At 75.4% G+C, this 12,066-nt stretch carries 13 protein-coding genes; 6 read left to right on the forward strand and 7 right to left on the reverse strand.

Annotation, left to right across the window (positions count from 1 at the left end):
• Positions 1-29: 29 nt before the first annotated feature.
• Positions 30-1,040 (reverse strand): ABC transporter permease subunit, encoded by a 1,011-nt coding sequence (locus GA0070611_RS28875; RefSeq protein ID WP_091671431.1) that lies wholly within the window; start codon positions 1,038-1,040, stop codon positions 30-32.
• On the reverse strand, positions 1,037-2,041 hold the full coding sequence (locus tag GA0070611_RS28880; protein ID WP_091671433.1) for an ABC transporter ATP-binding protein: 1,005 nt from the start codon (positions 2,039-2,041) through the stop codon (positions 1,037-1,039). Before GA0070611_RS28880 ends, GA0070611_RS28875 begins: the two co-directional genes overlap by 4 nt.
• Positions 2,042-2,113: 72 nt before the next feature.
• Between GA0070611_RS28880 and GA0070611_RS28885 the strand changes: the two genes are divergently transcribed.
• Together GA0070611_RS28885 and GA0070611_RS28890 are read left to right on the forward strand one after the other, a co-directional pair.
• Positions 2,114-2,959 (forward strand): ABC transporter ATP-binding protein, encoded by an 846-nt coding sequence (locus GA0070611_RS28885; protein WP_231921258.1) that lies wholly within the window; start codon positions 2,114-2,116, stop codon positions 2,957-2,959.
• Between the two features lie 17 nt (positions 2,960-2,976).
• Complete coding sequence (locus GA0070611_RS28890; RefSeq protein ID WP_091671435.1) at positions 2,977-3,876, forward strand: ribokinase; 900 nt, start codon at positions 2,977-2,979, stop codon at positions 3,874-3,876.
• An 81-nt stretch (positions 3,877-3,957) separates the two neighbouring features.
• Here GA0070611_RS28890 and GA0070611_RS28895 read toward each other — a convergent pair whose 3' ends face one another.
• The gene (locus tag GA0070611_RS28895; RefSeq protein WP_091673605.1) at positions 3,958-4,728 is read right to left on the reverse strand and encodes a hypothetical protein; all 771 of its coding nucleotides are present in this window, start codon (positions 4,726-4,728) and stop codon (positions 3,958-3,960) included.
• Positions 4,729-4,833: 105 nt separating this feature from the next.
• On the opposite strand from GA0070611_RS28895, the gene GA0070611_RS28900 reads away from it, so the two are divergent.
• Positions 4,834-6,450 carry an alpha/beta fold hydrolase gene (locus GA0070611_RS28900; RefSeq protein ID WP_091671437.1) on the forward strand — a complete coding sequence of 539 codons (1,617 nt, stop codon included), beginning with the start codon at positions 4,834-4,836 and terminating at the stop codon, positions 6,448-6,450.
• A 40-nt stretch (positions 6,451-6,490) separates the two neighbouring features.
• Here GA0070611_RS28900 and GA0070611_RS28905 read toward each other — a convergent pair whose 3' ends face one another.
• From GA0070611_RS28905 to GA0070611_RS28915, 3 genes are all read right to left on the reverse strand, one after another.
• Complete coding sequence (locus GA0070611_RS28905; RefSeq protein WP_197675817.1) at positions 6,491-7,411, reverse strand: alpha/beta hydrolase family protein; 921 nt, start codon at positions 7,409-7,411, stop codon at positions 6,491-6,493.
• A 95-nt stretch (positions 7,412-7,506) separates the two neighbouring features.
• Positions 7,507-7,878 (reverse strand): DoxX family protein, encoded by a 372-nt coding sequence (locus tag GA0070611_RS28910; protein WP_091671439.1) that lies wholly within the window; start codon positions 7,876-7,878, stop codon positions 7,507-7,509.
• Positions 7,878-8,357 (reverse strand): DUF6232 family protein, encoded by a 480-nt coding sequence (locus GA0070611_RS28915; RefSeq protein WP_091673609.1) that lies wholly within the window; start codon positions 8,355-8,357, stop codon positions 7,878-7,880. Before GA0070611_RS28915 ends, GA0070611_RS28910 begins: the two co-directional genes overlap by 1 nt.
• A 95-nt stretch (positions 8,358-8,452) precedes the next feature.
• Here GA0070611_RS28915 and GA0070611_RS28920 point away from each other — a divergent pair, with 95 nt between their 5' ends.
• Positions 8,453-8,887: a nuclear transport factor 2 family protein gene (locus GA0070611_RS28920; protein ID WP_091671441.1), complete on the forward strand. Its 435-nt coding sequence runs from the start codon at positions 8,453-8,455 to the stop codon at positions 8,885-8,887.
• Here GA0070611_RS28920 and GA0070611_RS28925 read toward each other — a convergent pair.
• Positions 8,830-9,345: a DUF6232 family protein gene (locus tag GA0070611_RS28925; protein WP_091673611.1), complete on the reverse strand. Its 516-nt coding sequence runs from the start codon at positions 9,343-9,345 to the stop codon at positions 8,830-8,832. The genes GA0070611_RS28920 and GA0070611_RS28925 overlap by 58 nt on opposite strands.
• A gap of 99 nt (positions 9,346-9,444) precedes the next feature.
• Here GA0070611_RS28925 and GA0070611_RS28930 point away from each other — a divergent pair, with 99 nt between their 5' ends.
• The gene (locus GA0070611_RS28930; RefSeq protein ID WP_091671443.1) at positions 9,445-10,218 is read left to right on the forward strand and encodes an enoyl-CoA hydratase-related protein; all 774 of its coding nucleotides are present in this window, start codon (positions 9,445-9,447) and stop codon (positions 10,216-10,218) included.
• Between the two features lie 111 nt (positions 10,219-10,329).
• Positions 10,330-11,952, forward strand: a complete 1,623-nt coding sequence (locus GA0070611_RS28935; protein WP_091671445.1) for an acetolactate synthase — start codon at positions 10,330-10,332, stop codon at positions 11,950-11,952.
• The last annotated feature ends 114 nt before the right edge of the window (positions 11,953-12,066 follow it).

Raw genomic sequence — 12,066 nt, forward strand, 5'->3', positions numbered from 1 at the left:
GTGCGGCCCGGGGGCCGCACCGGCCCGACTCAGATCAGGTCACGGCGGCGGAACGCGGTGAACGCCACGGCGACCAGCCCGACCGTCAGGGTGAGCAGCACGACCAGCCCCGCGCCCATGCTCAGTGAGTAGTAACCCTCGCAGAACTCGCCGCTGTTGCCACCGCAGGCGAGCCGGTCCCAGAACCGGACCCCGCCGTTGAGCCACGCCGCCACGTAGCTCGACAGGTACCAGCGGTCCGGCCGGCCCACCGCCAGGATCTCGAACACCAGCCGCGCGCCCAGCTCCCAGACCACCACGTACGCGGTCACCGCGCCCAACGCCGCCGAGGTGTGCCGGCCCAGGGTGGCGATGGCGAAACCGAGCGCCGCGAGCAGCAGCACCAGCAGCAGCCCGCGCCCCCACCGGCCGCCGAGGTCCGACCAGAAGCTCCCGTCCAGCGCCCCGGGGTGACCGCCCCACTGGGCGATCAGCCAGAACGTGCCCAGGAAGACCACCGTGGTCAGCGCGGCGAAGACCAGCAGCGCACCGAGCAGCGTGCCGAGCTTCGCGGCCAGCACCACCCCCCGACGGGGTCGCCAGAGCAGCAGGTTGACCACCCCGCCCGAGTTCAGGTCGGCGCCGATGTAGGAGGCGGCGACCAGGAACCCGAACATCGCCAGGAAGGCGACCAGCACGTAGAGCAGCGTCGGGGCCTCGTGGGCGAAGACGAACACCCCGGAGAGGTAGTCCGCCGTGGAGGGCAGCTCCTCGGCCAGCGCCGGGTCGATCTCGGCGCAGTCGCGGGGCAGGTAGTCGTTCTCGTCGGGCGGCAGCGTGCCCTGCTTGATCTGCAGGCACCGGGTGTGCGCCGTCTCCATGCCGCGCACCGCCTCGGCCGCCTGCCCCTGGGCCCGGCTCAGTTCGAGCGGCGAGGGCCGGTGCGAGCCGGCCAGCGTGGTCGCCACGGTGACCGCGAAGGCGACCACCAGCAGCGCCAGCATCAACTGCACGAAACGGCGGGCGGCCAACCGCTCCAGTTCGGCCCGGACCAGCCTCACGCCTGCACCTCCTGGGTTCCCCGTACATCGAGGTCGATCACCTGGTCATCCGGCGGCGCGCCGTCCACCTGGCGGGGCAGCGCCGGGTGCCCGGCGTCGCCGGTCAGCTCCAGGAAGACCGACTCCAGGTCCGGCCGCAGCGGCACCAGCTCGCGCACCCACAGCCCTGCCTCGCCCAGCGTGCGGCTGATCACCTCGGCATCGTCGACCCCGGTGACCAGCAGGTGGTCGGGGTGCGCGGCGACCGACACGCCGATCCGGCCGAGCAGCTCCGTGGCCCGCTCCGGCTCGGCCACCCGGACCCGCCACTCGTGCTGGTCGAAGCCGGCCAGCACCTCGTCGACCCGGCCGTGCGCCACCCGCCGGCCGTGGCTGACGATCGTGACGTGGTCACAGATCAGCTGGATCTCGCCGAGGATGTGACTGGAGAGCAGCACGGTCACCCCGGCGTCGGCCAGCGAGCGCATCAGGTCCCGCATCTCCCGGATGCCGGCCGGGTCGAGGCCGTTCGCTGGCTCGTCCAGGATCAGCAGCTCCGGGTCCTTGAGCAGCGCCGAGGCGACCGCCAGCCGCTGCTTCATGCCCAGCGAGTAGCCCTTGACCCGGTCGTCGCCCCGGTCCCGCAGGCCCACCTGCTCCAGCACCTCGTCGACCCGGCCGGTCGGCACGCCGCCGGCCAGGGCCAGCAGCCGCAGCGTCTTGCGGGCGGTGAAGTTGCCGAAGAACTGTGGGCTCTCCACGATCGCCCCGACCCGCCCCGACACGTCGGCCAGCCGCTCCGGCGAGGGGGCGCCGAGCACGCTCATCGTGCCGGCGTCGGCGCGGACCAGGCCGAGCAGGGCACGCAGGGTGGTGGTCTTGCCCGAGCCGTTCGGGCCGAGGAAGCCGTGAATCTGCCCCGCCTCGACCAGCAGGTCGAAGCCGTCGACGGCGACCCGGCGGCCCTGCCGCACGGTGTGGAAGGTCTTGCGGAGACCCGAGATCTCGATGACCGCGCTCATCCGCGTACGTCCCGGTTGCGGTCGGGCATACGGGTTCCTCCTGTGGTGACCAACGACACGGGGCCCCACCCTATGGTGGCGACGCCGCCCGTGGGGGGCAGCGCGCGCGGTGCGTGGTTGGATGGTCCGGTGACTGACGATCTGGTGATCAGCCTCGACGGGGTGGGCGTCACGCGCTCGGGCACCGCGCTGGTGCGCGACGTCGACTGGCGGGTCGAGCTGGACGAACGCTGGGTGGTGCTGGGCCCGAACGGAGCCGGCAAGACCACCCTGCTCAACCTGGCCGCCGGCCGGCTGCACCCGAGCAGCGGGGTCGCCCACGTCCTCGGCGAGCGGATCGGTCGCACCGACGTCAACGAGCTGCGGACCCGCATCGGCCTCTCCACCGCTACCCTCGCCGAGCGGATCCCGGCCGACGAGCGGGTGACCGACGTGGTGGTCACCGCCGCCTGGTCGGTGGTGGGCCGCTGGCGGGAGAGCTACGACCGCACCGACGAGGCCCGGGCCCGCGCGCTGCTCGGCCAGCTCGGCATCGAACACCTCGCCGAGCGGGCGTACGGCACCCTCTCCGAGGGTGAGCGCAAGCGGGTGCAGATCGCCCGCGCCCTGATGACCGACCCCGAGCTGCTGCTCCTCGACGAGCCCGCCGCCGGGCTCGACCTGGGTGGGCGCGAGGACCTGGTGGCCCGGCTCGCCGAGCTGGCGTACGACCCGGACGCGCCGGCGCTGGTGCTGGTCACCCACCACGTCGAGGAGATCCCGCCCGGCTTCACCCACGCGCTGCTGCTGCGTGACGGGGGCGTGGTGGCGCAGGGGCTGCTCGGCGACACGCTCACCCCCGACAACCTGTCCAAGACCTTCGGCCTGCCGCTGGTCGTCGAGCGGTCCGGCGACCGCTGGACCGCCCGCGCCGCCTGAGCGGGCGGAGGAACACCGTGCGGCAGACCCGGGTGGCCGTGGTGGGCAGCGCCAACATGGACCTGGTCGGCACCGGCGCGGCGCTGCCCCGGCCGGGGGAGACCCTGCTCGGCAGCGACTTCGTGATGCTGCCCGGAGGCAAGGGCGCCAACCAGGCCATCGCCGCCGTCCGTGCCGGGGCGTCCTGTGCCTTCCTCGGCGCGATCGGCTCGGACGCCTTCGGGGTCACCCTCCGGGCCCGGATCACCGCCGCCGGGGTGGACACCGGCCATCTCCGGGTGGTCTACGGCGACTCCGGCGTCGCGCTGGTGATGGTGGGCGCGGGCGGGGAGAACGCCATCCTGGTCACCCCCGGCGCGAACGGCGCGTTCCTCGGGCTGACCGAGGACGAGCTGGCGGCCGTACGCGAGGCGGACGTGCTGGTCGCGCAGCTGGAGGTGCCGGTCGAGACGGTGACCGAGGCGGCGGTCGCGGCCCGGGCCGCCGGCACCCGGGTGGTGCTCAACGCCGCGCCGGCCCGGCCGGTGCCGGCGGAGCTGCTGGCCGCGGTGGACCTGCTGGTGGTCAACGAGACCGAGGCGCAGGCGCTCACCGGCCGGGGGCGGGACGAGCCGGAAGCGCTGCTGGAACTGGTGCCCCGGGCGGTGCTCACCCTCGGCGGCGACGGCGCCTGGTTCGTCGACCGGGACGCGCCGGCGGTGCACGTGCCGCCGGTACGGGTCGACGTGGTCGACTCGACCGCCGCCGGGGACGCCTTCACGGCCGCCCTCGCGGTGGCCTGGGGCGAGGGCCGGGACCTGGTCGACGCGGTGCACTGGGCGGCGGCGGCCGGGGCGGCCTGCGTACGCCGGCTCGGCGCGTCGGTGGCGCTGCCCCGCCGCGCCGAGATCGACGAGTTGTACGCCCCGCGCGCCTGAGCCACCGGGCCGGTCCCGGCCCGCCGGTAGCCGGCGCCGTCCCGCCGGTCAGCGGCCGCCGGCCGGCGACTGCGTCGCGGCTCAGTCGACCGGCTCGTCGGTGAGCCGCTCGCCGCGCCGGCGCAGCATGCCGAGGCCGGGGATGCCGGCGACGGCCAGTTTCAGGTCCCGGGTGACGGTGAGCAGGTCGTGCAGGTCCGGACCGACCCGGTCCAGGGTGGCCAGGATCGGCAGCACGTCCGAGGTCATGTGCTCCTTGAGCTTCGGCAGCTCGTCGACCAGCCGGATCGCCGCGGTCACCTCCTCCGGGCTGAGCTGCTCGACGAAGCGGGCCGCCATCGGCGCGGCCCGGCGCAGCGTCGGCTCGTACGCCGCCAGCAGCTCGGTCGCGGTGCCGGCAGCCTGCTCGGCCGCGAGCACCGTGCCGGCGGCCCGGCCGGCCACCGCGTCCGCCTCGCCGACCACCGCGCCCGCCGCCCGGGCCACCCGGTCCGCCTCGCCGACCACCACCGCGGCGGCGGCCGAGACCTGCTCGGCCTCGCCGACCACGGTGGCGGCGGCCGCGGCGACCTCGGTGGCGGTCTCGATCGCCCCGGTCGCCGCCGCGCTGATCACCGCCACCTCGCGGACCGCCGTCTCGGCGTCGGTCAGCACCCGGTCGGTGCGGTCGAGGGTCTCCTCGATCCGGTCGACCACCCCGTTGATCCGGCGCAGCAACGTCTCGACCTCGTCGAGCACCGCGAACGCCCGGGCGGGCACGGCCGCGAACGCGGCGGCCGAGCCGAATGCCTGGTCGAGGGCGGAACGGGTGAGGCCGACGACCGCGCCGGGCCGGGGAAGGGGAATCGCCATGTCACCCAGTGTGCGTCGGCGGGGCAAGTACCGCCCGCCGGCGATGGTGGCCCCGGTCACGTCCGACGACTGCCGGCCGGGCCGCCGGGCGCGTAGGGTGCCGGCATGTCGGCCCCCACCCCCGGCCGCCGTTCGCGGTCGCTGCTCGCCGTCGTCGCCCTGCTCGTCGCGGGCTGCGGTGTCCTGCTGCTGGTACGCGCCGACGCCGGCCTGGCCGTCCACCGGGCGACCGTCGCGGGGGTGCCGCTCACCGAGGTCCGGGCGGCGCACCAGGAGAACGGGACGCGCCGCCCCGCGGTGCTGATCGCGCACGGGTTCGCCGGCTCGGCCCGGCTGATGCGCCCGCTGGCAGACTCGGTGGCCCGGCACGGCGCGGTCGCGGTGCTGCTCGACTTCGCCGGGCACGGCGCGAACCCGGCCCGGCTGCCCGGGGCGGGCCGCGACGACGGCCGGGCCCGGGACGCGCTGCGGCACGACCTCGACGTCGCGCTCGGCTGGCTGCGTACCCGGCCCGACGTGGACCCGGCCCGGATCGTGCTGGTCGGCCACTCGATGGGCGCCGGCGCGGTCACCCGGTACGCCGTCGACCACCCCGAGCTCGCCGGCACCGTGGCGATCTCCCTGCCCGACGCGGGCGACCTGCCGTACGGGCGGCCGAGGTCGTTGACGCTGGTGGTGGGTGGGCTGGAGTTCGCCGACTTCCACCGGGCCGCCGAGGAGGCGCTGCGCCGCGCGCCGGACGGGTCGCGGGGGGAGGTGGTGGTGCCGGGAACGGAGCACATCTCGGTGCTCTTCGCCCCGCTCACCCACCGTACGGTGCTCGCCGCGATCCCGGGTCCGTCGTCCGGCCCGCCCCCGGATCCGTTCTCCCGGCTGGCCGGGGCCGGCCTGCTGCTGCTCGGCGCCGGGCTGGGCTTCGCCCCGCTCGCGACCGCCCTGCTCCGCCCCCGGCGCGGCGGCACCGTCCCGGCCGCGGACCCGCCGGGTGGCACCGTCCCGGCCGCGGACCCGCCGGGTCGCGCCGGGCCGGCCGTGGACCCGCCGGGTGCCACCGCTCCGGCTGCGGACCCGGCCGTCGAGGCGACCACCGCGTCGGGCTCCGGTGGCGGGGGAGCGTCCGCGCTGCGCTGGCTGGCCGTGACCGGGCCGGCGACGGTCCTCGGCGTGGTGGCCGCCGCGCTGTTGCCGACGGCCCGGCTGCCGCTCGCGGTCGGCGGGTACGTCGCCGTCTTCCTGCTGGCCGGCGGGGCGCTGCTGGTGGCCGCGCGGCGGTGGGCCCGCCCGCGCCGCCCGGTGCCGGCCGGTGCCGGGGCCGCCGTGGTCGCGCCGGTGCTGGTCGGGTACGCGGTGCTCGCCGTCGCGGTGCCGCTGCACCTGGGGTTCACCTCGGCAGCGCCGGTCGGGGCCCGCTGGTGGCTGGTGCCGCTGGTGATCCTCTGCTGCCTGGCCTTCCTGCTCGGAGCGGAGCTGGTCGCCGACGGCCACGGCCGGCGGTACGCGGCGGCCGGCGGGCTCGCCGTGCTGGTCCTGACCGGCGCCGCGGTGCTCGGCCTGGCCCCCGGTTTCGTGCTGCTGGTGGTGCCGCTCTTCGCGGCGCTGGTGGCCTGGCAGGCGGCCTGGGCGGCGGTGCTGCGCCGGCGCGGCGCGCCCTGGTGGCTGGCCCCGCTGGTCGGTGCGGTGCTGCTGGGCTGGCCGCTCGCGACCACGCTGCCGCTGGGCTGAGCCGGGGCGGGCGGCCGGCGCGCCCACCCCGGCCCCGGGCTCAGCGCACGCCCTCGAAGCTGACCTGCGGGTCGTTCTGTGCCGGCGCGCCCCACACCGCGTCGTCGTACGAGGTGTCCCCGGCCAGGTAGCGCAGGAACCACTCGGTGAGCAGCCGCCGGGTCAGCTGGAGCTGGGTGGTCCGGCTGATCGAGCCGCTGTCGCAGAAGAGCGTGCCGCTGTCCATGAACCCGCAGTGCGACCCACCCTTGACGATCCGGAGCTGCTTGGCCGGCGGCTTCGCCACGTAGATCGGGCGCTGGTGGTCGGCGACCGGCGCGATGGTGTCCCGGTCACCGGCGATCAGCCGGACCGGGACGGTGACGGTCGCGGCGGCCGCCTTGGCCGACGGGTTGGTCTCGGCGGCGGCCAGGTTCGCCACCGTGACCACCTTCGGGTTCCGGGCCGCCGCGAGGATGCTCGCGCCTGCGCCCATGGAGTGCCCGGACAGCCCCAGCCGGTCGACGCTGACGTGCCCGGCGAACCGGGAACCGGTCGTGGTGTCCTGGGCGACCGCCCAGGTCAGCGCCGCGTTCAGGTCGTCGGCGAAGGCGCTGTGGTCGGGCGAGAAGCCGCCCTGCGAGGTGGGGGCGATGACGATGAAGCCCCAGGTCGACAGGTGCGACAGGGTGGAGGAGTACTTCGAGACCCCCTGGAGGAAGCCGTGCCCGAAGGCGATCACCGGGAACCGGCCGGCGGCCACCGGCTGGCCACTGCCGGCGGCGGTGGCCGGGTACGTGATCCGGGCCGAGAAGGAGCGGCCGGCCGCGCTGACGGTCGCGTCGACGTAGCCGGCCGGGTACGCGCCGGGCGCGGACGGGTCGGCGGCCGTCACGGCGGCGACCGGTCGGGCGTGCGCGGCGGGCGCCGGCAGCACCAGGGTGAGTGCCGCCGCTACCGCGACGGACAACTTCTTCAACATGACGAGCCTCCCGGGGACGATGGACGTCGATGTCCATAAAGGAGAGCAGGGTCGGCCGTCGCTGCCCACACCCCGTTCCGTCCATAACCGGGGCGTTATGACCGGTGCCGCGCCACCCGCCAGGCCCACCAGATCAGCGGCGCCTGCAACGGGACCCGCCCGTAGGCGACCGCCCGCCGGGCCGGCCGCGCCCGCCGCCAGTCCCACGCCATCTGCACGTTGGCCGGGAGCACCGCGGCGAACAGGGCCGCCGCGGCCAGGCCGCCCCGCCGGCGGGTCGCCGGGTGGGCCACGGCTGCGGCCACCGCCAGCTCCGCGACCCCGCTGGCGTACGTCCAGAAGCGGGCCGGACCGGGCAGCGCGCGCGGCACGATCGGGTCGTAGAAGCCGGGCCGGGTGAAGTGGGTGACGCCGGCGGCGGCGAGCAGCCCGGCCAGCGCGACGGCCTCGGCGCGACGGGTGGTCATCAGCGTTCTCCCTGCTGCTCGACGGCCCGTTGCACGGCCCGGTAGATCTGCCCGAACCGTAGCGCGTCGGGGGTGCGCAGCAGCAGCACCTCCCGCCCGAGGTGCTGCACCCAGAGTTCGTTCACCCGGCTGCCCCGCTCGTAGGAGCGGTCGAGCCAGCCCAGCGGCAGTTCGAGGAACGGGGTGAGCGCCAGCCCGACGACCACGAAAGCGGCCAGGATGGTCAGGGCCAGCTTCCAGTTGCCCCGGTCCTGCGCGGCCCAGGCCAGCGAGAGCACGCAGACCAGGGCGACCAGCGGGGGCAGCGACAGCAGCAGGACGAGCACGCCGCGGCCGACGACCCGCCCCCGTACGGCGAGGGTGGTCGCGCCGCGCGCGTGCCAGACGTACGTGACGTCGGCGAGCCGGACGACGTGCCCGCCGGCGTGGATCGCCTGCGAGGTGACCTGTACCGCGTCGTCCCGGTAATAGATGGTCATCATTCAGCCTAACCGCCCGGTGTCGAGTCCGGCCGGTGCCACGGCGGTCGCGCCGGGGCGGCGGGGGAGGTGGCGGTGGCGGTAGCGTCGCGGGCATGGCGGACCGGGGCGGGGCCGAGACGGCCGGGACCGAGCAGGAGCGCAACGTCGAGGTGGTCCGGCGCTACCTGCGGACCTTCCGCACCAAGGATCTGGCCGAGCTGGCCGAGGTGGTGGCCGAGGACGTGCAGGTCTACGGGTCGGGCACGGCCGTGCGCGGCCGGCGCTACCCGGAGGCGGCCGTCTCGTCGCCCGGGCTCACCGTGCTCGACCAGGAGATCCTGGAGATCTTCGCGGCCGGGGACCGGGTGGTGGTCTCGATGGCGCAGACCTACCGGCGGGACTCGACCGGGGTCACCACGGTGCAGAGCGCCTGCAAGATGTACCGGCTGGCCGACGGCCGGATCGTCCAGTTCTGGGGCGAGCAGGACACCTACGGCCTGCTGCGGGGGCTGGGCCTGCTGGCGGACGGGCCGATCACCTTCGACTGAGGGTGCGGGCGGCGCTCCATCGCCCGCTGCACCGCGCGGTAGATCTGGCCGAAGCGCAGCGCGTCGCCGGTGTGCAGCAGGCGGACCGGCTGGCCGCGCCAGCGCGCCCACATCTCCCAGTCCCGGCTGCCCCGCGCGTAGGACCGGTCGAGGTGTTCGAAGAGCACGTCGGCCAGCGGCCCGACGCCCAGCCCGACCAGCGCGGACGCGCCGACGATGGCGATCGTGACGGTGGCCGAGCGGTGCAGCCAGAGCGCCAGCGCGACGCCCAGCGCGGCGGCCACCAGCGGGCCGGCCAGCGCCGCCCCGATCGCGCCCCGCCCGGCGAGCACCCGCCAGGAGCGGCTGCCCCGCCGGTGCCACACCATGGTCAGCTCGGCGAGCGGATACGCGCGCCCGTCCACCCGTACGGCGGTGGAGGTGACCTGCACCGTCCGGTCGTCGTAATACGTGATCATGGCCTCACCCCGGGTGCCGGCGTCGGACACCACACTAATTGCCCCAACGAGTCTGGCCGTAAGGTTGGCACGCGACTTCGACGAGGAAGTGAGGGCAGCGTGGGCGAGTTCGTCAGGCTGGAAGTGAAGGACGGCATCGGCACCATCCGGCTGGAGCGGCCGCCGATGAACGCGCTCAACACCCAGGTGCAGGAGGAGTTGCGCGCCGCCGCGGCGGCGGCCACCGCCGACGCCGAGGTCCGCGCGGTCATCGTGTACGGCGGGGAGAAGGTCTTCGCGGCCGGGGCGGACATCAAGGAGATGGCCGACATGTCCTACGTGGACATGGCCGAGCGGGCCGCCGACCTGTCCAGCGCCCTCGGCGCGATCGCCCGGATCCCGAAGCCGGTCGTCGCCGCGATCACCGGGTACGCCCTCGGCGGCGGCTGCGAGCTGGCGCTGGCCTGCGACTGGCGGATCGTGGCCGAGGACGCCAAGCTCGGCCAGCCGGAGATCAAGCTGGGCATCATCCCGGGCGCCGGCGGCACCCAGCGGCTGGCCCGCCTGGTCGGCCCGGCCCGCGCCAAGGACCTGATCATGACGGGCCGGATGGTCGACGCCGCCGAGGCGCTGCGGATCGGGCTGGCCGACCGGGTGGTCCCGGCCGCCGAGGTCCACGCCGCCGCCGTCGCGTACGTGCAGCCGTTCCTGACCGGTCCGGTGCAGGCGCTGCGGGCGGCCAAGCAGGCCGTCGACGCCGGCCTGGACATGGACCTGAACTCCGGCCTGGCCTGGGAGAGTCAGCTCTTCGCGGCGCTCTTCGCCACCGACGACCGGCGCGAGGGCATGGCCGCCTTCGTGGAGAAGCGCAGGCCGGGCTTCACCGGTCGCTGAGCCGCGTGCTCCGGGTCGGTGGCGGGCCCCGCCGCCGACCCGAGAGCGGTTCACATTTCTCCTACCGGCCAGTAGCGTGTGACTCCGGTCATGTGACGAAGGGGAGCGGCGATGACGGAACGGGTCGAGGGGCACGGCGGGGAACTGGCGCTGGCGGCGCTGCGCGCGCACGGCGTACGGGAGATGTTCACCCTCTCCGGCGGGCACGTCTTCCCGCTCTACGACGCCGCGCACAAGGCCGGCTTCCCGCTCTACGACGTCCGGCACGAGCAGTCGGCCGTCTTCGCCGCCGAGGCGGTGGCCAAGCTCCAGCGTCGTCCCGGCCTGGCCGTGCTCACCGCCGGCCCCGGCGTCACCAACGGCATCTCCGGCCTGACCAGTGCATACTTCAACGCCTCGCCGGTGCTCGTGCTGGGCGGGCGGGCACCGCAGTTCCGCTGGGGCTCCGGCAGCCTCCAGGAGATGGACCACCTGCCGCTGGTCGCCCCGGTCACCAAGCACGCCGAGACGGTGTTCAGCGCCGACGACATCCCGCGGGCCGTCGCCGCGGCGCTGACCACCGCGCTCACCCCGCACCGCGGCCCGGTCTTCCTCGACTTCCCGCTCGAGGCGGTCTTCTCCGTCGGCGACGCCGAGCTGCCCGCCGCCGCCGCGCCCGCGCCGATCGAGCCGGACCCGGACGAGGTCACCCGGGCCGCCGCCCTGATCGCCGCCGCGAGCCGCCCGGTCATCATCGCCGGCTCCGACGTGTACGCGGGCGACGCCGTCGACGCCCTGCGCGCCGCCGCCGAGTCGTTGCAGGTGCCCGTCTTCACCAACGGCATGGGTCGGGGCGCGCTGCCGCCGCAGCACCCGCTCGCCTTCGCCAAGGCCCGCCGGGTCGCGCTGAAGGGCGCCGACGTGGTCGTCGTGATCGGCACCCCGCTGGACTTCCGGCTCGCCTTCGGTGACTTCGGCGACGCCAAGGTGGTGCACGTCGTCGACGCGCCCAGCCAGCGCGCCGGGCACGTGCAGCCGGCCGCCGCGCCCGCCGGTGACCTGCGGCTGATCCTCACCGCCTTCGCCGACCACCCGGGCGACCGGGCCGGGCACGCCGACTGGATCGTCGAGCTGCGTACCGCCGAGGACGCCGCGAAGGCCCGCGACGCCGAGGAGATGGCCGCCGAGACCGACCCGATCCGCCCGGCCCGGGTCTACGGCGAGCTGCGCAGGGTGCTCGCCCCCGACGCGATCACCATCGGCGACGGCGGCGACTTCGTCTCGTACGCCGGCAAGTACCTGGAGCCCGCCCAGCCCGGCACCTGGCTCGACCCCGGCCCGTACGGCTGCCTCGGCACCGGCATGGGCTACGCGATGGGGGCCCGGGTCAGCCACCCCGACCGGCAGATCTGCGTGCTGATGGGTGACGGCGCGGCCGGCTTCTCGCTGATGGACGTCGAGTCGCTGGCCCGGCAGGGGCTGCCGGTGGTGATCGTGGTCGGCAACAACGGCATCTGGGGCCTGGAGAAGCACCCGATGCGGGCCATGTACGGCTACGACGTGGCCGCCGACCTCCAGCCCGGCCTGCGCTACGACTCGGTGGTCGAGGCGCTCGGCGGCGCCGGCGAGACGGTGGCGAAGGCCGCCGACCTCGGGCCGGCCCTGACCCGCGCCTTCGACGCCGGGGTGCCGTACCTGGTCAACGTGCTGACCGACCCGACCGACGCGTACCCCCGCTCGTCGAACCTGGCCTGACCGACGCCGACCGCGACCGCCGTCGCCGGGGTGACCGGCGACGGCGGTCGCGTGCTTCTGCCGGCAGAGAAAAATCAGCGGTTCGTCAGCGGGTGTCGACGTAACGTCAGCGCC

Source organism: Micromonospora auratinigra, assembly GCF_900089595.1.
Taxonomy (GTDB): domain Bacteria; phylum Actinomycetota; class Actinomycetes; order Mycobacteriales; family Micromonosporaceae; genus Micromonospora; species Micromonospora auratinigra.